Origin of the sequence: Geminocystis sp. CENA526 (genome assembly GCF_050753365.1) — a bacterium.
Taxonomy (GTDB): Bacteria; Cyanobacteriota; Cyanobacteriia; order Cyanobacteriales; family Cyanobacteriaceae; genus Geminocystis.
In genome coordinates this window covers 31,281-53,179 of record NZ_JBLZFY010000001.1, presented here as the reverse complement: position 1 = coordinate 53,179, position 21,899 = coordinate 31,281, and the positions used below count along the sequence as shown (strand labels likewise).

Annotated in this window: 18 protein-coding genes, 1 tRNA gene and 1 CRISPR repeat array; of the genes, 7 read left to right on the top strand and 12 right to left on the bottom strand. The window is 36.6% G+C overall.

The genetic code is table 11. The annotated features are described in order from the left end of the window. Positions 1-21 precede the first annotated feature (21 nt). From ACN4EE_RS00265 to ACN4EE_RS00250, 4 genes are read left to right on the top strand one after another with little or no spacing between them, the layout of a single operon-like run. Entirely contained in the window at positions 22-651 is a 630-nt protein-coding gene (locus ACN4EE_RS00265; protein ID WP_431704383.1) for a TniQ family protein, read from the top strand. A 40-nt stretch (positions 652-691) separates the two neighbouring features. Next, positions 692-1,432 carry a TIGR04255 family protein gene (locus tag ACN4EE_RS00260; RefSeq protein ID WP_431704382.1) on the top strand — a complete coding sequence of 247 codons (741 nt, stop codon included), beginning with the start codon at positions 692-694 and terminating at the stop codon, positions 1,430-1,432. Between the two features lie 19 nt (positions 1,433-1,451). After that, positions 1,452-1,976, top strand: a complete 525-nt coding sequence (locus ACN4EE_RS00255) for a hypothetical protein (protein ID WP_431704381.1) — start codon at positions 1,452-1,454, stop codon at positions 1,974-1,976. A gap of 28 nt (positions 1,977-2,004) precedes the next feature. Then, positions 2,005-2,460, top strand: coding sequence for a hypothetical protein (locus tag ACN4EE_RS00250; RefSeq protein ID WP_431704380.1), 456 nt, complete (start codon positions 2,005-2,007; stop codon positions 2,458-2,460). Between the two features lie 88 nt (positions 2,461-2,548). Here ACN4EE_RS00250 and ACN4EE_RS00245 read toward each other — a convergent pair whose 3' ends face one another. The 5 genes from ACN4EE_RS00245 to ACN4EE_RS00225 all read right to left on the bottom strand — a co-directional run bounded on the left by ACN4EE_RS00245 (position 2,549) and on the right by ACN4EE_RS00225 (position 9,181). Next, a complete protein-coding gene (locus ACN4EE_RS00245) occupies positions 2,549-3,958 on the bottom strand; it encodes a restriction endonuclease subunit S (protein ID WP_431704379.1) in 1,410 nt (469 codons plus the stop codon). Between the two features lie 12 nt (positions 3,959-3,970). Then, complete coding sequence (locus ACN4EE_RS00240; protein WP_066344268.1) at positions 3,971-4,192, bottom strand: type II toxin-antitoxin system HicB family antitoxin; 222 nt, start codon at positions 4,190-4,192, stop codon at positions 3,971-3,973. A 4-nt stretch (positions 4,193-4,196) separates the two neighbouring features. Further along, the gene (locus tag ACN4EE_RS00235) at positions 4,197-4,403 is read right to left on the bottom strand and encodes a type II toxin-antitoxin system HicA family toxin (protein ID WP_431704378.1); all 207 of its coding nucleotides are present in this window, start codon (positions 4,401-4,403) and stop codon (positions 4,197-4,199) included. 227 nt (positions 4,404-4,630) lie between these two features. Further along, on the bottom strand, positions 4,631-6,025 hold the full coding sequence (locus ACN4EE_RS00230; protein ID WP_431704377.1) for a type I restriction-modification system subunit M: 1,395 nt from the start codon (positions 6,023-6,025) through the stop codon (positions 4,631-4,633). Between the two features lie 21 nt (positions 6,026-6,046). Beyond that, positions 6,047-9,181, bottom strand: coding sequence for a type I restriction-modification enzyme R subunit C-terminal domain-containing protein (locus ACN4EE_RS00225; protein ID WP_431704376.1), 3,135 nt, complete (start codon positions 9,179-9,181; stop codon positions 6,047-6,049). A 147-nt stretch (positions 9,182-9,328) separates the two neighbouring features. Here ACN4EE_RS00225 and cas12k point away from each other — a divergent pair, with 147 nt between their 5' ends. Then, a complete protein-coding gene (cas12k, locus tag ACN4EE_RS00220; protein WP_431704375.1) occupies positions 9,329-11,176 on the top strand; it encodes a type V CRISPR-associated protein Cas12k in 1,848 nt (615 codons plus the stop codon). A gap of 546 nt (positions 11,177-11,722) precedes the next feature. Beyond that, a CRISPR array of direct repeats spans positions 11,723-12,266; the repeat unit is 37 nt; unit sequence GTTTCAATCAATGTTTCCCTCTGGGGTTGATTGAAAG. Between the two features lie 322 nt (positions 12,267-12,588). Here the strand turns inward: cas12k and ACN4EE_RS00215 are convergent. The 4 genes from ACN4EE_RS00215 to ACN4EE_RS00200 all read right to left on the bottom strand — a co-directional run bounded on the left by ACN4EE_RS00215 (position 12,589) and on the right by ACN4EE_RS00200 (position 14,509). Further along, positions 12,589-12,662: transfer RNA gene (locus tag ACN4EE_RS00215), tRNA-Met, on the bottom strand. Between the two features lie 122 nt (positions 12,663-12,784). Beyond that, positions 12,785-13,597 (bottom strand): tetratricopeptide repeat protein, encoded by an 813-nt coding sequence (locus ACN4EE_RS00210; RefSeq protein WP_431704374.1) that lies wholly within the window; start codon positions 13,595-13,597, stop codon positions 12,785-12,787. Between the two features lie 53 nt (positions 13,598-13,650). Then, positions 13,651-13,992, bottom strand: coding sequence for a histidine triad nucleotide-binding protein (locus tag ACN4EE_RS00205; RefSeq protein ID WP_431704373.1), 342 nt, complete (start codon positions 13,990-13,992; stop codon positions 13,651-13,653). A gap of 133 nt (positions 13,993-14,125) precedes the next feature. Beyond that, the gene (locus tag ACN4EE_RS00200; RefSeq protein ID WP_431704372.1) at positions 14,126-14,509 is read right to left on the bottom strand and encodes a DUF1823 family protein; all 384 of its coding nucleotides are present in this window, start codon (positions 14,507-14,509) and stop codon (positions 14,126-14,128) included. A 318-nt stretch (positions 14,510-14,827) separates the two neighbouring features. On the opposite strand from ACN4EE_RS00200, the gene ACN4EE_RS00195 reads away from it, so the two are divergent. Beyond that, the gene (locus ACN4EE_RS00195; protein ID WP_431704371.1) at positions 14,828-16,003 is read left to right on the top strand and encodes a transaldolase; all 1,176 of its coding nucleotides are present in this window, start codon (positions 14,828-14,830) and stop codon (positions 16,001-16,003) included. A 305-nt stretch (positions 16,004-16,308) separates the two neighbouring features. On the opposite strand, the gene ACN4EE_RS00190 is transcribed toward ACN4EE_RS00195, so the two are convergent. The 3 genes from ACN4EE_RS00190 to radC all read right to left on the bottom strand — a co-directional run bounded on the left by ACN4EE_RS00190 (position 16,309) and on the right by radC (position 20,841). Next, the gene (locus ACN4EE_RS00190) at positions 16,309-18,717 is read right to left on the bottom strand and encodes a phosphoketolase family protein (RefSeq protein ID WP_431704370.1); all 2,409 of its coding nucleotides are present in this window, start codon (positions 18,715-18,717) and stop codon (positions 16,309-16,311) included. Positions 18,718-19,053: 336 nt separating this feature from the next. Further along, a complete protein-coding gene (locus ACN4EE_RS00185) occupies positions 19,054-20,052 on the bottom strand; it encodes a glycoside hydrolase family 10 protein (protein ID WP_431704369.1) in 999 nt (332 codons plus the stop codon). 63 nt (positions 20,053-20,115) lie between these two features. After that, positions 20,116-20,841, bottom strand: a complete 726-nt coding sequence (radC, locus tag ACN4EE_RS00180; protein ID WP_431704368.1) for a RadC family protein — start codon at positions 20,839-20,841, stop codon at positions 20,116-20,118. Between the two features lie 264 nt (positions 20,842-21,105). Between radC and ACN4EE_RS00175 the strand changes: the two genes are divergently transcribed. Beyond that, the gene (locus ACN4EE_RS00175) at positions 21,106-21,882 is read left to right on the top strand and encodes a DUF3747 domain-containing protein (RefSeq protein WP_431704367.1); all 777 of its coding nucleotides are present in this window, start codon (positions 21,106-21,108) and stop codon (positions 21,880-21,882) included. Positions 21,883-21,899: the final 17 nt, after the last annotated feature.

Sequence of the window (21,899 nt, the reverse complement as noted above, 5' to 3'; positions counted from 1 at the left end):
GAGGTAACGCTTTTAACTGTCATGCTGACGATAGGAAGCATCTCGGAGATTATTCGTTTCACTCAGAATGACAAAGAAAAAAAGGCTCGGAATGACAATAAGGGGAACGATTCAGAATTACATATTTGGTTAAAAGGAGGTAATAAGTTATTCATGTTGAATACTGATATTAAGGCGTGGTTACTACCTGTTCAACCTTTAGAGGGTGAGAGTTTAAGTCACTTTCTGGGAAGGGTAAGAAGAAAAAATTATCTCAGTCCTAATGCTTTAGGTGAATTGGCAGGAATTGGGGGAGTTGTCGCCCGTTGGGAGAAATTTCGTCATAATCCTTTCCCTTCAGATGAGGAGTTAACTGCTTTAGGTAATTTGTTGGGGTTGAGGTTGTTTCAATTAAAGGCGATGTTACCTTCTGAACCGATGAAATTAGAGCCTATCCGCCTTTGTGGGGCTTGTTATGGTGAGTCTCCTCATCATCGCATTGAATGGCAATATAAGTCTCGATGGAAATGTGATCGACATGATTTAAAACTGTTGTGTAAGTGTCCTAACTGTGGTGCTAGGTTTAAGATTCCTTCTCTCTGGGATTTTGGTAAGTGCGATCGATGTGGTTTAACTTTTTTTGAGATGACTTATTGGCAAAAAGGTTTATAATTTTAATAACTAAAATTGCACTTAATGTATTCCGATAACAATGAAATCACAACCGTACGAAAGAGTTATTTATGATAAAAACCCCTTGATAGAGGTAATTTGTCAAGTACGATTTCCTACGGTGTTAAGAATAGCTAATCAAGGTGCATTTGAGTTTCAGGAGAAAATCCAGTCAGATTATCCTTTTTGCCAAAAATTGGAATCATCTTCTAATAACATTTGTAATTTTATATTCCGTTCGGAAAATTCCAAGTGGCAAGTTTCCTTAACTGAAAACACTTTAGCTTTATCGACTTTGGAATATGAAAAGTATGAAGACTTTAGAGAAAAATTTGTTGATTTGACAAAATTACTAGAGACAACTTACACTATTCCTTTTTATGTAAGAGTCGGTTTAAGGTATCGAGATTTAATTCTTAGATCTGAATTAAATATTCAAGATGAACCTTGGTTAGAGTTGATCGATGAGTCTCTTATACTTGAATTGAAAAACCCTTACTTATCTGACAAAATAGAATCTATTAATAAAAGTATAGAGATAAAAATTGATTCTTCTGCAAAACTCCGATTCAATCATGGTATTGTGACAGCACAAGATCCTGAACAAATGAAAGAGGAAGAAGAAGCATATCTTCTTGATTATGATTTTTATGTCGAAGGGAAGGTAAGTAAAAATGAAGTATTTAACAGAATCGATCAGTTTAAAGAAGAAGCAGGAACAAGATTCCGATACAGCATCACGCAAAAGTTACATGATGCCATGTCCCCACGCCCGATATAAAAAAGCTGTTCCAACTGATATGGCAAGTGATTGGGTGCGTGATGTTACTAAGCTAAAATCCTATGATCATTCTTTAACGAGAAGAAAAAATCAGTTTTTGCACAGTTCTTCTAAACTAAAATCAGAACAAGACATACAAACTACTGAAACAATCATCAATATACGCCATTACTATGATAGTAATTTAATTACTATCCATGACCCTAGCGATTTAATTAATATAAATGATCTCTTAACTGAAGAAGATAAATCTTTAATTAATCACAGGGTTTTAGACACAGCAAATCAGTTAATAAACAAAATATATTCTATTGCTAAAAATAGCGGTTTTTGGTGGGATGAACCTTTAGTTAATGTTACTGAGGATCAAGAAATTGTATTGGAATGGTGGAATAACACTAAAAAAATTACTATTTATATCAGTGACAAAACAATTGATTATATCAAAGTTTGGGGTGCTGATATGGATAATGAAATGGAAGATGACTCAATTGATTTACATGATGATTTTACTCCTCTTTGGAGTTGGATAAATAAAATATAAATGATTATAAAAAATTAAGTAAATGACAATGGATCATGTTGAAGATGATGAAATTTTATATCGGCGAGTGCCTTCTCAAGAAAAATACTACAAAATCGACAGCAATGATCCAAATACAATTAGGGTATCATCTCAAGCATTCACAGACAGGAATCAACGTCCTTCAGTAGATAGAGCAAGTCTATGTAATCATAAACCTCAATACTCTCAACAAGAATCTACAGATGGAGTTGTTAGTCTTGTTACAAATCAAGTTCGACAAATTGATAGTATTATTCAAAATGATCAAAAAGGGAAAGAGGAGTTTAAGTATAAGATTGACGTTTTACCTCGCCCTTTAGATGAAAATAAAGCCCATGCACAAATTGAACCAAGTCCAGAATACAGAAATCAAAAACCTTTTAGAAAATTATTAGAACGTTTAGCATATTTGGCTAATGAGCGAGGGTGGGAAATAAAACCTCAAATAGATAATTCATCTTAAAAAATGTCATGCTGACGATAGGAAGCATCTAGGGAGATTCTTGGTTTCACTCAGAATGACAGAAGGGGGAAAATGAATGACAAGGCGGTTAGGTGGTTTTGCGTTTGCTTGTCTTTTTACTTTTGCTTGATTTTTCGGTTAAGGTTTTCTCCTCTCTAATCCTCTCTAATAATACTTCTGCTGATTCATCGTTGGGATCTTGCGGTACTAATTCCCCTCGAAAGGCTTTGGCTAAGATTGATTGAGTTAGTTTATCGGTGTAGGCTTTGGCGTTCAAGTATCTTTGTTCGATTAGGTCACATTTTTTGAATAATGCTTCTACTCTTTTCACAATCTCTTTTTGTTCTTCAAGAGGGGGTAAACTGATAGGAGTATTCATTACAACTTGTTGATTTATTTTAGGCATATTACCTGCTGTACCAGTTGCATTATCTCGAAAATATTGTCTAGTTTGTATGTTTGATAGTGCATAGTAAATGAAACGATAATCGGCTATGTCTTCTCTAACTTGAATTTTCATCATTAAGTCAGGATAAATAAACTGATGAGGTAATCCTTCATAAATAGCTGATACCCCTACATACTCAATGGTATTACCTCTTTGAATCAGAATATCTTTAGGATTGAGCCAGACATAAGAATCTAAATCAATTTCTTGATCTAAATATTTGAAATATTCTCCCTTAAATTTCCCCGATGTTGTGGCGGTTAAAGTGATGATTTTCGTTTTCGTTTCATAATCAACTAAATCAACTAATTTAGCTGAAAATCCATTTCTAGGTTTAGTTTTGATTATATCAATAAGAATTTCATCTTTCCATTCTGGGTTGTCTGGATGTGATTTTCTCCAATCGGCAGTTAAACGCCCTGAACAAGCGGAAGCTAAGACGGATTGACGGAATCTTTTAAGGATGGTTGGTATTCGGGAAAGTCGATCGCAACTCTCATTCACCTTTGCTAACAACTTCTCTAACTTTGCAACTATTCGCTTTTGTTCATTTAAAGGGGGTACTAGAATAGACATCTCTTGTAAATGAGACGGTCCATAATTAAAAATGGCACTTCCTGTTTTAGATGAATCTATTTGTTGAAAGAAATGTTGTGATTGTAGATAGTATTTTAAATAGCTCTGTAATAGATAATCTTCGTATTTAGAACGAAATCTAATCACGCTGGTATTTAACATTACAGGTAAATCTTGCTTTCTAATAACGGCGATTTTACCTATTGTTCCAGAACTAGAAACAACTATATCATTCTCATTTAGCAAAAAGTGTTCGTATCGATTAGTAAACTCTTTTTCATCAACAAATCTACATTTACTTTTATTAATAAATCCATCTTCAAAAGTTCTTATATTTAAGAAAGGAATACCTTGCTCGGCAAATTGCTTTTTTCTTAAGCCAGGTCCTTCTTGAAAATAAACACAGTCAGGTAAAGGTAATATTATCCATCCTTGAGGTAACTTATCATCTACTTTTAAATCTTCTATTTTCATTTACAAAATCTCCTATACTTCAACCGTGACTTTTAAATTACTTGGCTTAGGTAAAGGTTTATTTCTGGCTTGATAGTCTTCTATCAATAACTCTAAAACTTCTTGACCATTTTTTAAGGCTTCCTCATAACTATTCCCGTGAGTATGAGCATAAGGACCAAATTCGGGTAAACTAACGATATATTTTTGATCCTCGTTTGACCATTGGATAAGAATACTATATTGACAATTCATTGATTTACTCCTGTATATTTTCTAAATCTTTGAGGGCATTTTTAACGTCTTTTTCTTGATAGCGATCGGCATCAGCACCATCTTTACCAGAAAGGGTTAAACTATAATCTAAAAGGGCGTGACTCCACACAGTATGACTTCCTTTACCTGAACGATAAGTAAATCCTGCCTTGAGCAACATCGACTTAAGTTCTCTAATTTTTTTCGGCACTTTCGATGAATCCTCCTTTTATTATCTTATTTCGAGCTTTTATTATTGTCATTCCGAGGGTTTTTTCTTTGTCATTCCGAGCTTGTCGAGGAATCTTAGAGAGATGCTTCCTAAACTCAGCATGACAGGTAACTTTTTTGTCATTCTGAGCGACTGCGAAGAATCTTTGGGATGCTTCCTTGCGTCAGCATGACAGTTGAAAGCATAACGTCAGCATGACAAGAGAATTAATCTTCAATCAATTCTAAAATGTCCTTAAGACTGTCAACCACCGCCTCTAACTCGGTAATCGCCTCACTAGCCAAATAATCAGGCTCTGGTAAATCGTCCGCATCCTCTAAACTTTCGTCTTTAAGCCAAGTAATATCGAGCTTATAATCCCTAGCCTTAATCTCATCCAGAGAAAAGCATCTAAACCGCCCCTCAATGCCTAAATCCTTCCGTTTTGCCCTACCATTGGGATCATCTCCATAACACTGCTCAAACTCCTCAAAATGAGCCTTAGTTAACGGGCGTTCCTTTTTGGTTACACTTGGTACATTTGAACGAGCATCGAAGATCCAAATATTCTCGGTGGGTAAGCCTTTTTGTAAAAAGATGACATTTGCCTTAACTCCTTGAGAGTAGGGAGTAAAAGTACCCCTCGGCAGTCTTAACACCGTATGCACGTTACAATCTTCCATCAGTATTTTAAACACTTCCCCTGCTTTATCTTCAAATAAACAGTTATCAGGAAGGACGATCGCCGCTCTACCACCTCGCTTTAAAATAGTGAGGATATGCTGAATAAAGTTAAGTTGTTTGTTACTGGTTTCGATGGTAAAATCATCCCTAATGGGTAATTGATTCGCTCCCTTCGTACCAAAAGGCGGATTCGATAAAATACAGTCAAATCGATCGCCACTCTCAGGCTCATAAATAGCATCCCCAAGATAAATAGTCGGCTCTAATCCTTGCAAAAAGAGATTCATCAAAGCCAGACGGCGAGGGCGAGGCACTAAATCTTGTCCGTAATAAGTTTGGGTTTTAATGCGTTTAATCTCCTTTCGATCAAATACTCCCCCCGTTTCATCTAATAACCACTGATAAGCAGAAACCAAGAAACCACCACTACCACAGGCAGGATCGCAAATCTTAAAATCACTACTCACTCTAGGATCGGGCTTCATCAGGCGTACGATCGACTTAATTAAGACTCTAGGAGTGAAATATTGCCCCGCACCCTTTTTGCCTTCACTAGCGGCTTTTTCTAGCAATCCCTCGAAGGCTTCGGCTTTCACATCTACATCTAAAGCAGTCCATTCAATCTCATCAATAATATTAATGACTTTTTTTAGATTGACGGGATTATTAAAGCGAGGTATTGCTTGATTGAAGATGTCACCCAATAACCCTGACTGTTTTTGTAAAGTCCGAATGATGGTGAGATAATGTTCCGTTAATTCTTCTCCAGACTTGGCTTTGAGACTTTTCCAATCGCAATCAGGGGGAACGTCGATCGTCTTTTCATCTGCCATTTTGAGGAATAACAGATAGGTTAGCTGTTCGATATAATCACCATAATCGATTCCATCATGTCGCAGGGTATTGCATAAACCCCATAATTTTCCTACTACATCCATTTTTGTTTTCTCCTATAGGTTTTAAGCCGCAATGGCACTATTCAAATCACGAATAAGACTGTTAAAGTCATCACCAAACACCCTCCTCGCCTTTCCTTTCCCCCCATGCAATTCAAAGATAGGGGCATACTCAAAGTCATCTAAATCGATACTAAGATTCTGGATTAGATGTTGCTTGATATACCCCAACCACTCTAATTGCTCATCAGTAAACTGTTTCCCATCAGTTACAGATGCGATCGCTCTTTCTACTCTTTCTTCTGCGGTATAAACAGGATAAGAGTGATCAAAAGCAGAGCGAATCAAAGAAATAATATCAGCTAAAGCCTTTTGATGGACTAACTTATAAGCTCGTTGTAAGTTATTTTCAGTGAAACGATTTTCTTTCAATTTGCTTCTCAATTCTTCTAATGCCTCTACACCCCAATCTTGAGGACGTTGGCGTAATATTTGTAAGGCTTCAATCTCCTCTGTATTTTTCTCCACAAACCGATAAAAAGCAGTTAAGTAATCTTCAGGCTTTTGTCCCTGTACTACCACTTCTGAAGTAACGGTATCTTCAACCTCCTCAGCGATTAAAAAAGTAGCCCGACGACGGGCATAGTTCTCCAGAAGTTCTATAAATTCTTGATTTTGTAACAATGAATCTGCATCTTGTGGCTCTTTTCCACATAGTTCTTGAAAATATCGAGCTAAACCTTTGATGCTGGTAGCAGGTATATGAACTCGCAGATGTTCTCTGTCTTCATCGGAAATACTCCGATCAATTCTTTGTAATCGTCGATTTAACATATCCAGATGAATTTCTACATCGACATCATAGAAGATATTACTCATTATTTGAAAAAGGGGCATAGCCTGTTGACGGGGAGGCACAAAGCGAAAATCAGTAGTATCCGCAAAATATTCCACTAAAGAGCCATTAAAACAATCAAACACTTTAAAATGAGTTTTATTTATGTCTTGACAAAGCCTTGTACCTCTTCCCAACATCTGCACCCAGAGAATACGAGACTTCACAAATCGCATAAATACCACAAATTCAATGGCAGGTATATCGATACCCGTAGTTAATAAGTCCACCGTAACGGCAATGGCTGGATTGGGGCGATTACGAAACTCCCTGATTTTTTGTAAGGGGCGATCGACTTTCCCTGTTATCTTTTGGACAAAATCATCCCCCCTGTTAAATACTTCCTTACAGATAGATACCACCTGATCCGCATGGGAGATATATTCTAAATCATTACAAGCAAATATTAATATTTTTGGAAAACGCCCTGTTTCCTGTTCATGTTGCTCTGCATATTTAGCAATCTCCTGAATAATTTTTCGGGTGCGATCAGGTACTGCTATCTTACGTTCTATATCAGTTGTGTTAAATTCTCTTTCATCCTCTAATTGATCATAGAACTTCTCTCCTGTTTCTCGATCTACTCTGGTAACTACTTCCCCTTGTCGGAGGAAAGTTCCATTAATTGTTACGTCTGAGTTAATATTAACTTGTTCATAGTCCACTAAATAACCATCTGCGATCGCTTGTTCCGTGCTATAACGAAAAACAACTTCTCGAAAGAGATTAAGAGTATGAATGGCAGGAGTAGCGGTTAAGCCAATCTTTATAGCATCAAAATGCTCCAATACCCTACGCCAATAACCATTTTCACTGGTTGTATAACCTCGATGACATTCATCAGAAATGATTAAATCAAAAGCATGAATGGGAATGGGCAATTGTTCTACGTCATCTTCACTCTCTTCATCCCCTCTCTCTTCCATTTCCTCAGAAGAAGAATTACCAAATAGATTAAGTTTCATTCTGTGAATCGTTGATACATACACAAAGGTATGAATCTCTGAAGGTTCAGTTAAATATTTATTGGGCAATACTTTAGAATTAAACTTTTCGTTTTCCCCGAAGTCTTCTTGTTTGAATTGTTGACTATAAACTTCGTATTCTTGATCAAACTTCTTGCCATTGGGAGTAGAAAAGGACGCAAAGGCTCTTACTGCTTGTGCCGCTAATGCTCTGCGATCAACTAAAAACAATACTCGTTTCACCCTTTTAGAAACCAACAGACGATAAATAGAAGAAACGATCGTAAAGGTTTTACCTGTACCCGTTGCCATTGCCATCAGTAACTCTCGCTTACCTTCTCTTATGGCTTTCTCTATAGATGCGATCTCCTCTACTTGGTATGGTCTTAAATATTGATTTTCTTCAATGGGATTATTAGTCAACCAATAATTACTTATCCCTTCATTGCGATTCAACAACTCGAATAATCCTGAAGGAGTATGAAAAGAAGAAATGGAACGGGTTAAATTATATTTTTGTCTAACATCAAGGAAATATATTGACTCTCCATTAGTGGAATAAAGAAACGGAACTCGATACCCTCGCCAATCACCAACACCATTAAACGCTCCTCTTGAATAGCGTTTTGCCTGTTCCATCGCCGACAGAGGATCGATTGATATTTTTTTTGCTTCAATTATTCCCACTAAAAGCCCATTAACGATTAATACATAATCGGCTTTACCAGTGGCTAAAGGATACTCTTCGATCCAATAACCATTTAACTCAGCAATTTCCAAGTCATTATGATATTTAAGTCCTCTCCAACCTAATTGTTCTAATATATTATCGATCCTTAACTCTCTAGTTATTTGTTCCGACTCTGTTGAATTTTTTTTGTTATTATCTCGTATTTTTAAATCTTTCAACTTTGCCTCTAGTTCTCCACAAATATCATCTAATAGCAAAGGAATAAAAGTGTGCCCAGAAGTGACATTATCCTTTATGCTCTCTACATCAAATTCTACAACATTTATGGTTTCATCATCTGAACCCAACACAATTAGGTAACGGTTATTGATATTGATTTGTTCAGAAAAGTATAGATTCTGCTCTCGCAGATTATTTAGCACACCACACGCCTTTTGATAGTCTAAACCAGTATCCAATAGTTTTTTCATCACCATCACAGCAATCAGATCCCCTTTCTCATAGAGAACGCTTTTGCCTTTTCCTTGAGCATCGATCGTGGGAACAATCACTTTCTGTTCACGCCAATATTGCAACTGTCTTAGGCTACATCCAGTTATTTTTGATACCTGTTTAGTGGTTAAGTACGTCAATGTCTTTTCTTTCACCAGTCTTATGAAAGTCCAACTATTATTCTAAATCATCTTGAGACATCCAAAATAAACCATCAAAAAAACTTTTATGTTTTACCATTGACAAATAACAACATAAATGTGTTAATATTTTATCTAGTTATTATCTCTAAAATTATCCCTATGAGTATAGTTACTATTCATTGCCGATTAATTGCCCCAGAATCTTGCCGTCATCAGATTTGGGATGTAATGGCGTTGAAAAATACTCCTATGATTAATGAGATATTGAAACGCTTATCCAATCACGAAGAACTGGAAAACTGGTATCAAACGGGGAGACTACCAAACGGTTTAGTCGCAAAAATTTGTAATGAATTAAAAAATCAACCACCTTTTGATAATCAACCAAGCCGATTTTATCTGAGCGTTACCAACTTTGTTGAATACATCTACAAATCATATTTAAGAACTCAGAGACAATTACGTTTTAGATTGCAAGGGCAACAGCGATGGTACCAAATGCTCAAAAGTGATAGTGAATTCAAACAGGAAGCACAATGTTCTTTAACAGATATAAGAAATAAGGCAGAGAGTTTACTCGCAAAATATAAAAAATATAAAAATGCGGAGAGTCTTAGTCAGAGTCTGTTTGATGCTTATAATCTTGCAGAAGATAAGATTATCAAAGTTGCTATTAGTTATTTATTAAAAAATGGTTGTAAGATTCCCCAGAAAGTAGAAGATATTGAACGCTTCGTTAAACGTCGGCATAAAGTCAAAATCAAAATTGAACGATTAGAAAAAAGAGTTGCGGAATCTAGTCCTCCTTTGGGCAGAGATTTATCCGATGAGAAATGGATCAACATTTTGAATATTGTCTGTCAGTCTGCTCCTCAAACAGATGAACAAGCAAAACAATGGCAGGATCAATTACTTAAACAATCTAAGTCAGTTCCTTATCCTGTTATCTTCAACACTAACGAAGACTTAATATGGAGTAAAAATGAAAAAGGTCGTTTATGCGTTACCTTTAATGGCTTAAGTAAAAAGGGATTAGCTTTTGAAGTTTGTTGCGACCAACGACAATTAAAGTGGTTTGAGAGATTTTATCAAGATCAGCAAGTTAAGCGTCAAGGCAAAAATCAACACTCTAGTGCATTATTCTCCCTCCGTTCGGGGATTTTACTTTGGCGAGAAGGGGAAGGCAAACAAGAACCTTGGACAAAAAATCACTTAGCCCTATTTTGTTCTCTGGAAACTCAGTTTGAAACTATCGAAGGTACAGAACTGATAAAACAACAAAAGGTCGAGGAAGTCTTAAAAACCATTGAAAATATTCGGGATAAGGGAGAGTTAACAAAGACTCAAGAAAATTTTCTCCAGAGGAAACAATCTACTCTTGCTCGTTTAGATAATCCTTTTCCTAGACCAAGTAAACCTTTATATCAAGGGAATCCTTGCATTGTCATTGGAGTTTCTATGGGGATTGAAAAACCTGCCACTATTGCTGTGGTAAATCAATCCACAGGAGAAGTAATTGCCTATAGAAGTTTGAAACAATTATTAGGAGATGATTACAAGTTACTAAATCTTCAACGGTTACACAAACAAAAGCAATCCCATGAAAGACACAAATCTCAAAGAAATGTTTCTTCGAGAAAATGCAATAAAAGTCAGTCTGAATTAGGTCAGTACATTGATCGACTTCTGGCAAAAGAAATAGTTGCGATCGCACTGCAATATAAAGCAGGAATAATAATTGTTCCTAGTTTAAATAACATTCGTGAATCTATCCAAGCAGAACTAACAGCTAAAGCCGAAGCTAAAATACAAGGCTCATTAGAAGCTCAGAAACGTTATCTTAAAAATTATCGCATCAATCTTCATCAATGGAGTTATGGTCGCTTAATTGAAAATATCACACTTCAAGCATCGAAACTTAATATCATCGTCACAGAAGCAAAGCAATCAATTCGAGGCAGTCCCCAAGAAAAAGCGAAAGATTTAGCTTTATCGACCAAAGACTAAATTGAATTATTGAACCTTGACAACTAAATAGATAAGCTAAAACGCATTTTCTTTACAACTATAGACTAGAGATGGCAAGAGGTTTAGACGTTAAAACCGCAGATTAAATGCGGCCTAGCTTAATTAATAAATAATAGCACCGCAGTTCATGTTTCGACCTTTGTGCTGTGTTAAATTCGGGTTAGTTTATCTGTATCATAACAGATGTGCTTTCTGACCCTGGTGACTGTCCACCCTGATGCTGCTTACCTTGCGTAAGGAATAAGGTGTGCTCCCAGCAAAAAGGGGATAGACGTACTATAGTGATGGCACTGAACCACCTCCGATCAAGGAGGAATCTATCCTTGAGACTGTATTATTTTTCGGTCTTGATGGGAAATTTAAAGTTGACCCTTACGCGAACGATAGAAGCTATGTATATCAAGTCTTTTGGGATTTTCTTTTCAGTCCAAAATCATCGTGTCTTGGCTGAAATGAACTTTTACCCAGAGCCTTCCGCAAATAGGCATTCAATTCCTTATATGATAAGGCTTCTGAACCATAGGGGTTTCAATCAATGTTTCCCTCTGGGGTTGATTGAAAGGTCGAAAAGTTAAACAATCTATTAAACGACTAATGCCAGTTTCAATCAATGTTTCCCTCTGGGGTTGATTGAAAGTGAGTATTTGAACATCACTCGAACCTAGTGGCTACCGTTTCAATCAATGTTTCCCTCTGGGGTTGATTGAAAGATTCTAATAATGATCTCTACATTCCACTTAATGTTGTTTCAATCAATGTTTCCCTCTGGGGTTGATTGAAAGTATCCTTAAAAATCTGATCAATTAGTTCATAGGCGTTTCAATCAATGTTTCCCTCTGGGGTTGATTGAAAGATATCATGGCGATCGAAAAAAATGAGGGTGGAAAGTTTCAATCAATGTTTCCCTCTGGGGTTGATTGAAAGCAAGAAAACCCCCTTTCATTACAGGATTTTTATTGTTTCAATCAATGTTTCCCTCTGGGGTTGATTGAAAGCCTATTATTGATCGAGATTATGAGATTTATTCAAGGGGTTTCAATCAATGTTTCCCTCTGGGGTTGATTGAAAGTGTACTAAGCTGCTTCCAAAGAAGTCGAAGGAATCGTATTTCAATTATTTTTTGTCCATGTCATTGATTGCAAAGATTGGTTACGATCGAATAGGGTAAAACAAAAAATCAATGATCGATCGAATCAAAATAAATCCATACAGTATAATAAACCTAGGATAGATTGAAAGAGAGCAGGGTACTCATATTTTATGACGATTATTTTAACGACACTAATTTGTCACTGCTACCTCAACGACAAGAATTTGTCATCACGGCACTTAATTTGGCACAACGACATTAATTTGTCACCGATGACAATTAATTTGGCACTGTACAACAATGGCTCGGGGCGGATTTGAACCGCCGACCTTGGGCTTATGAGTCCCCTGCTCTAACCAACTGAGCTACCAAGCCTTTTGCTTAACGGTTTACCATTATACAATATCTTTTAAAATTTTTCAATATCTTTTAATCCCATTTTGCTAAATATTTTGATAAGGGTGGGTTTAATGTATTAAACCCCTACATTTCATCTGTTAGTTGCTCTCAAGATTTAGAAACTTATCTAAGGCTACAACCATATTGGGAGGCCAACGTCTCACGGTTTTTAGCCAGTCTAAATCTTTATAACGGGTATCAATACCGATCGCCGCAACCCAGTTACTTTCTGCTTCCCCTTGTTTTCCTTTTTCCCATAATACTGCGGTTAATGCCGCTCTCATATCGGCAAACATGGGATATTTGCGCACAAGGTTACGCATTTTAGTTAAGGCTTGATCTTTTTTGCCTAGTTGATACAATACTAAGGATTCATTGGCACTGGCAAAGGCAAAATTAGGAGCTAAATCAAAGGCTTTATGGTAGTATTCTAGGGCAGTTTCCCAGTTTTCTAATCCTGCGTTAGCATTGCCCAAGTTATTATACGCCATGGCATCTTCTGGGTCTAATTCTAATACTTTTTGATAGTCTTTGATCGCACTGTGATATTGTTTTAACCCTTCGTAAGCTGTCCCACGATTCAGGTAAGGATCGGGAGCATCGGGAGCTAGTGTGATAGACTGATTATAGTCTTCGATCGCCTCTTTGAGTTTATTTTGGCTTACCCTAGCATTTCCTCGATTACTCCACACGGCAGGATTGGTGGGAAATTGCTCAACTAATTGAGTCCAATAGATTTCTGCTTGAGGAAAATCACCATTTTCTGTGGCTAAAATGGCTTCTCGTGCGATATTTTCCCCTTGTTGTAGTTGTTCTTCTGTAATGGTAATATTGACGTTATCTTCTGCAAGGAGAGGATTTTGAAATAGGCAAAAAAGACAAACAAGAGCGATGATAAGAGTTTTAATCATAAAAGATTTTGTTAAATAAGAATATATATTACTGGTGATGGATGATAATTTGATTAACCGGGAGGCCATTGCATCGATCGATCGCCTAAAATATGTAAGTGTAAATGATCCACTGTTTGCCCTCCATCGTTACCATTGTTAATAACGACTCGATAACCGTTAGTTAAATTCGCTTCTTGAGCTACTTTTTTAACAGTTAAGAGCAAATGTCCTAATAAGGCTTGATCTTCCATTTGCGCACTATCAATTCTTTCAAGGGGCTTTTTCGGGATAACCAGAATGTGAGTGGGCGCTTGAGGGTTAATGTCTTTAAATGCTAAACATAAATCATCTTCATAGACGATGTTTGCGGGTATTTCTTTGCGAATAATTTTACTAAAAATAGTTTCACTCATAAGTTATTTAAGGATGGGATGATTAATATAATAATGGAGAAGATGATAAATTTTCATGGACTATAAGAAATAACCCATTTCTTTGGGTTACGCTATCGCTAACCCAACCTACTAAATCGGTGCTTTTTCATTCTCAAACATTTCTATTATTAGTCATTAATTTTCGATAACTTAATAGCCAATTTGCGATCGTAGCCCTACGGGTATGACGAGGAGTAAACTCCCCTATTTTATAACCTTTAAACCCTAATTCTTCCTTTAAAAGTTGTTTATTTTCAGGAGGAATAGAGCGAGTTAATTTGACAGTAGGAGGACGATTAGCGATAAAATCTGGAGGGGTTGGATATTCTTCACGCCATGATGTTTCTACTTGAGAATTATCCCATGTTTGAGTAGTAGAATCATAACGATAACCTAAATAATACCAAACTAATTGATTAGCAATTTCATCATCTAATTTTTCTTCGATAATTTGCCAAATTGTTTCGTTATTAAGAGGTGGTAATTTATCTAGCATTTTTGAGAATTAAAAATTAAGAATTAATTGAAAACTCAGATAATTTAATTGATAGATTTTTTTTTAAAACCGTGAAACAGGCATCTTACCTGTATTGTTAAACATTGCCTATATTTTTGGGAAATGTCTGATCAACATTTTAGCATTAATGAAACTTAACTTATATTTTTATTGTTTGTGATTATCATTGAAGATAAAGACTTGTCAAGGTGCATAATAAATGTTGTCACAATATTTACGAGGATTAAAAACAGAAAAATCAAGGTGATTCTTTTAAGTCTTGACAACATATTGAAACTTTCTGAATCAAATAAAAATATGACTAATTTATTAGAACAATTAAAACAATACACGATCGTGGTGGCAGATACAGGCGAAATTCAAGCCATTGAAAATTTTACTCCTAGAGATACCACAACTAATCCCTCACTCATCACGGCGGCGGCACAAATGCCCGAATATCAAGGCATTGTCGATGATACTTTAAAATTAGCTCGACAGGAGTTAGGGGAAGATGCTGATATTGATACAGTGATAAAACTGGCGATTGATTGGTTAGCGGTTGCCTTTGGTAAACAAATCTTAAATATTGTACCGGGTAGGGTTTCTACGGAAGTTGATGCTCGTTTATCCTATGATACCCAAGGTACGATCGAAAAAGCCCATTATTTAATCTCTCAATATGAAAAAGCAGGGATTAATCGAGAGCGGATTTTAATTAAAATTGCCTCTACATGGGAAGGTATCAAAGCCGCCGAGATACTGGAAAAAGAAGGCATCCACTGTAATTTAACTTTACTATTCGGTTTTCATCAAGCCGTAGCCTGTGCCGAAGCAGGAGTGACTCTTATTTCTCCTTTTGTGGGTAGAATCCTCGACTGGTATAAGAAAACCACTGGTAAAGATTATATAGGAGCAGATGATCCGGGGGTGCAATCCGTAACTCAAATTTATAATTACTATAAAAAATTCGGCTATAAAACCGAAGTCATGGGTGCAAGTTTCCGCAACATTGGCGAAATTATTGAGCTAACGGGATGTGATTTGTTGACTATCTCCCCTAAATTATTAGAACAATTAAGTAATACAGAGGGGGAATTAATCCGTAAATTATGCCCTGAGACAGCATTAAAGCTCGATATTGAGCAGATAACAGTCGATAAGACTACTTTTGACAAAATGCACTCAGAAGACGCTATGGCATCGGAAAAACTAGAGGAAGGTATTATCGGATTTACAAAAGCCTTAGAAACCCTTGAGCAACTTTTGGCAAATCGCTTAAAAAGATTAGAAGGAGATAAATCTTTAGCCCATGCCGTTAGTGATATTTTCCATGTCTATGATTTAGACGGAGATGGTTTTATCTCCCGTGAAGAATGGGCTGGTGCTGATGCGGTGTTTGATGCTTTAGATATTAACCATGATGGCAAAATTACTCCTGAAGAAATGGCTTCTGGTTTAGGTGCGATCGTGTATTTAGCACAAGCGACTTAGAAGTTGTCTCATAGTATTTTGATGAAGAGAGGGAAAAGGGAAAAGGGAATAGTGCATATTTCGACTACGCTCAATACAAATCTCGACTACCCTCGATAACCATAGTGAATAGAGTCGCTTTAGCAGACGTTAGCTGTTAGCAATGTAATTTATTACATTGTGGGTTATGGATGAATAGACATTTTCAAAAATACAGGCAAGATGCCTGTTCTACGGTGATAAAATAATAATTTCTGGAGAAGTCTAATGACTAAAACTATTCTTACTTCTTAAGTCCTCATTCCTAATTCCTCATTCCTCATTAATTACCCTTCCCATTTCCAGTTATTCATTTCTGGTTTATCGATACCGTGGGTATGGGCGTAGTTTAAGTTATCGATGATCTCGTTTTTCATGCGTTCTTTTAAGTATGCCGCACGAGAACCAAGTTTGGGAACTCGATCGATCACGTCAATTACAAGGTTAAATCGATCGATCTGATTTTTGATAGCTAATTCAAGGGGAGTGTTAATATTACCTTCCTCTTTATAACCTCTGACATGGAGTCGATCGTTGTTAATATGACGATAAGCGAGTTTGTGAATTAACCAAGGATAGCCGTGGAAATTGAAAATAATCGGTTTATCTTCAGTGAATAAAGTAGTAAAGTCACGACGGGATAAACCGTGAGGATGTTCAGTGTCGTCTTGTAACTTGAAAATATCCACCACGTTGATAAAACGTACTTTCAACTCAGGACATTCACGGCGTAAAATCTGAGTTGCCGCTAAAGATTCTTTAGTAGGCACATCACCGCAACAAGCCATAATTACATCGGGTTCGTCAGGAGAAACGCCCTGATCATCATTACTAGCCCAATCCCAAATACCAACACCTTTCGTACAGTGTTTGACGGCTTCATCAATATTTAGGTACTGCAAGTGTTTTTGTTTGTCTGCCACAATGACGTTAACATAATCCTTACTGCGTAAACAGTGATCAATCACACTCAATAAGCAGTTAGCATCAGGGGGAAAATAAACACGGGTTACATCTGCACTTTTATTGGTCACTAAATCCACAAAACCCGGATCTTGGTGGGAAAAACCATTGTGATCTTGTCTCCATACGGTAGAAGACAAAAGAATGTTTAAAGAGGAAACGGGCGCACGCCAAGGTACATGATTTTTACAAATATCTAACCATTTAGCGTGTTGGTTAAACATGGAATCGATAACATGGGCAAAGGCTTCGTAGGTATGAAATAAGCCATGTCTGCCCGTTAAAAGATAGGTTTCTAACCATCCTTCGAGGGTATGTTCGCTCAACATTTCCATTACCCTACCATCAGGGGACAATTCGCCACCGTCTGCATCTTCGGGTAAATAGTCCGCCATCCAAACTTTTTTGGATACTTCGTAAATGGGATTCAAACGATTCGAGGCGGTTTCATCAGGACCAAATACTCGGAAACTGGTCATGTTTTTCGCCATCACATCCCGCAAAAAGATACCCATAACTTTGGTGTTTTCCACTTCCACTGTACCCGGGGAGGGAATTTCTACGGCATATTTAGCATCACGAAAATCAGGCAAGTTTAAATCTTTTCTGAGTAAACCACCATTAGTAATAGGGTTAGAACTCATACGTCGATCGCCTTTCGGTGCTAATGCCTGTAATTCAGGGATTAAACGACCATTTTCGTCGAATAATTCTTCAGGTTTATAGCTTTTCATCCATTCTTCTAAAAGTCTTAGATGTTCGGGATTACTGTGCATTTCTCCCATGGGTACTTGGTGCGATCGCCAAAAACCTTCCATTTTCTTGCCGTCCACATCTTTTGGACCAGTCCAACCTTTAGGAGAACGAAATACTATCATAGGCCAACGAGGACGCTTAGGAACGCCACTTTCACGCGCTTCCATCTGAATCGCCCTAATTTTGCTGACGCACTCCTCAAGGGTGACAGCCATTTTCTGGTGCATTTCTTCGGGGTCTGATCCTTCCACAAAATAAGGTTTATAACCGTAACCGATGAAAAGAGCTTCTAATTCCTCATGGGAAATACGAGAAAGAATGGTAGGGTTAGCAATTTTATAACCGTTTAAGTGCAAAATAGGTAATACCGCACCATCACGAATAGGATTAATAAACTTGTTAGAATGCCAAGAAGTTGCCAAAGGACCAGTTTCCGACTCACCATCTCCCACCATTACCACAGAAATCAGATCAGGATTATCTAAAATTGAACCGTAGGCATGGGATAAGCTATAACCTAACTCCCCTCCTTCGTGGATTGAACCGGGGGTTTCAGGGGTGACGTGACTGCCGATATGCCCAGGGAACGAAAATTGTTTAAAAAATCTACGCATTCCTTCTTCATCAAGGCTTTTATCGGGGTAGATTTCGGAATAAGTACCTTCTAAATATACAGGTCCTAAAATACCGGGCGCACCATGGCCAGGTCCTGCTAAATAGATCATATTCAGATCGTATTTATTAATCAGGCGATTGAGATGTACATAAACAAAACTTAACCCCGGACTCGATCCCCAATGTCCTAAGAGACGATTTTTAACGTGTTCTGGTTTTAAATGCTCTTTGAGTAAGGGATTGTCCTGTAGATAAATCATCCCTACTGCTAAATAATTACAAGCGCGCCAATAGGCGTGAATTTTTTGCAGTTCTTCTGTTGACAGAGTCTCTGTCACAGGTTTAGTGATTGCTTGAACCATAATATTGGTGAATTTTTAAATTTCGCTTTCAGTCTAGCATCAAGTTCTAAAATTTTTCAACTATTTATGAAGTTTAATGGTTAAGAAATTATTAAATTTGTTTTAACAATTTTTTATTCTAATTAATAGAACTTTCTTTTATTAATCTATTTAAAATTTTTCAGAATGTTTAATTTACTAATAAATATGTTTTCAAATTAATTAGATAAGGATAATAAATCTCTTAATTTTGAGAGATATAATTTACATTTTTTAAAGTTAATTAAAATTCTTCAATATTTGATTATCCATAAATATTTATTATGGTTGAGTTCGATCGAGCAATATTTTAACAAGTTATAAAGATCCCAGAAATCTGTATTCCCAACAAAAAATAGAAAATCCATAACCAAGATTTTTACTAATATCTATCTGTTTTTGAATCTCTGAAGATGTCTTAAAATTACCAAAATTCCCTGCATAGATTCCGATGGCTACAGGTATCGATTTCGGTAATTGATGAATCTGAGAAGTCAAGATCGATCGTTCAAATTCTTCGGCATTCGATCGATATATTTGAATTACAACCTCGTCAATATATCCCTGTCTTGCCCACTTTAACCAGTCTTGATTATATTTTTCTTTGGAAAAACTGTAAGGATTAGGAGATAAACTAAAAATCAAATCAGGATTAACCTCCTCAAGACGTTGTTTAACTTTAGCAGTAAGTTTATTCATAGCAGTACTATGATTACCAAATTGACGAGGTACAGACCAATGATCATCAAGTTGTATTCCCGTTAAACCTTGATAACTGGCAACTTCTTCAATCATGCCTAAAATATATTTTTGTACTTCTGGATGTTCAGGGTTAAGCCAGACAAATCCATCAACAACGGTTTCTCCTGAAGCAGTTTTTAATAACCAGTCTGGATTATTTAAGGCAATAGAATCATTGGGCATCAACATTAAACCATACTCTAACCAAGCATATAATTTTAAGCCTTGACGTTGGGCTTCTTTTTCTGATGCTTTTAAAACATCTGTAAATGGTGGTACAACTAACGGGTTACTTTTGATGTGTTTAGAGGGATAAAGTGTGCCTCCAAAACTATAAGTACTAACATAAACATGAGTATAGCCAGATTTAGCTAAATGATAAAAAACATTGTCTAATAAGGTTGTATGATGAAAAAAAGAAGTTGCAATATTTGTTACCCAAACACCTTTAATCTTATCTGATGTTTGAATTTGAGATTTAAAAGAAGGAGCAGGACGTAATATGAAGTAACCGAATAAAATTAAGGTTAATAAAATTAGATTTCTTTTTTTAGACAGAAATTGATTTATATTCATGTTTTCTTTAAATCCCTTTAAATATTCAAAAAGGCTAAAACTTCCTCAAACTCTGACGATCGATCAATCAGAATATTGATCCCAAAGGGTGGAATTTTGACGAATACTGCGAAAGTTACCATTACCGATGATGAGATGATCTAGGATGGGAATACCGACAATTTTGGCACATTCTAATAATTGTTCAGTTAAATTTAAGTCTTCGATCGAAGGTTCAAGATTGCCTGAAGGATGGTTATGAGCAATAATCATATTTGTCGCAGAATGTCTAATCGCCTCCCGAAATAATTCTCGTGGATGGATTAAAGTTTCTGTAGCAATACCGATGGTGATAACTTGAGAGCTGATTAAACTATTTTTCGTATCTAATAACAATACAGCAAAACGTTCTTGAGATTGCCACATTAAATCATGGCTGAAAGCTGCGGCAGCGGCATTGGGGCTATCAATAATAGCTTTTGCGGAAGGGCGAAATTGAAAAGCTCGTTTTCCTAACTCCATTCCTGCTAGTATAGCTGTGGCTTTAGCCGGTCCTACTCCCGAAATGCCCATTAATTCGGTTGGTGAAATTTCTCGCAATACACTAAGGGGATCTCGCTTATTTTCACTCAGTTGATTAAGGATATATTGAGCTAATCCTACGGCGGATAATTTGCCTTTTCCCTGCCCTGTACCCAATAAAATAGCGATTAACTCCGCAGGGGTCAAATTTTTAGCACCTAACTCTAACAATCTTTCTCTAGGACGTTCGCTTAAGGGTAAATCTGCGATTCTGAGATTATAAACCATTGTTTCATTGTCATAAATAATCTTTCTAGTTATTGTAAATGTTTTTATTACACCTTAGACAAATTATTTCTAAACCATGCCGTGATCATGGCAAAATCAGATATTATTTTTAAGGAACATCGTTAACGATCGATCGTCAAACGGTATAACAGGGGAGTACAGATAATTAACATCTAATGTTTTAAAGTATGTCCTAAGATTATCTATAATAATTAGAGCATTTTGCTGAATGTGAGGAACACAAATCAAATAGGAAAAATAACTATGTTTAAATCATTAATATCGACACAACTATCAGTTTTACTTTTAACAACCTTATCAGCCATTTTACCTTTACCATCGGCTCACGGGGTAACTTTTCAGGAAACAGAGGTACAACAATCAGATTTTATTGCGGTGGCACAACCCTACGGTGATGGTAAATATAATTTAATCGTGATCGAGCAAATTCAAGGTAAAAATCAATGCTGGAGCGAAGCTGGAGCGAATCCTGTCAATGTGGATTTACTTTTAGCTAATTTCGATTTTAGTGGTCATTGTCGCCGTAGTACCGATTCTAATGGTTATTCCATTCGTTCTGATGGACAAGACTACGGTTTAGATATTCTCTTAGATTTAGTAGAACAAAATGGTAATTTAATCTTGGTGGGAAATCACCGTAGAAATCCGGGTCAAGCTCCTATTATCATTGGTACGGCTCAAGGTTTAAATGGGCAACCCATGAAAATCAATCTCAATCAGGGGTGGCGCTTTAGTAAAAGAACCTACGAAGGTAAAGTTTTAGGTCATGTTTATTTTAGCTATGATTCCGCTACGGCTCAAACTCCTCTGCCTTTAAATAATAATGAACCAACTCAGACAGAAGCGACTAATCAAGAAGTAAATACTCCTCCTGCTACTTTACCCGAAGAAATTCCTCAAGGTACTATTCAAGAAATCGTATCTCCTGATATTCAATCACAAAAACAAATCGTTAAACCCGTTACTATTAATAGAACGACTCGATCGAACTTAACTCAAACTCGTTGGGATAGACGGTAAGAATGAAGAATTGAGAA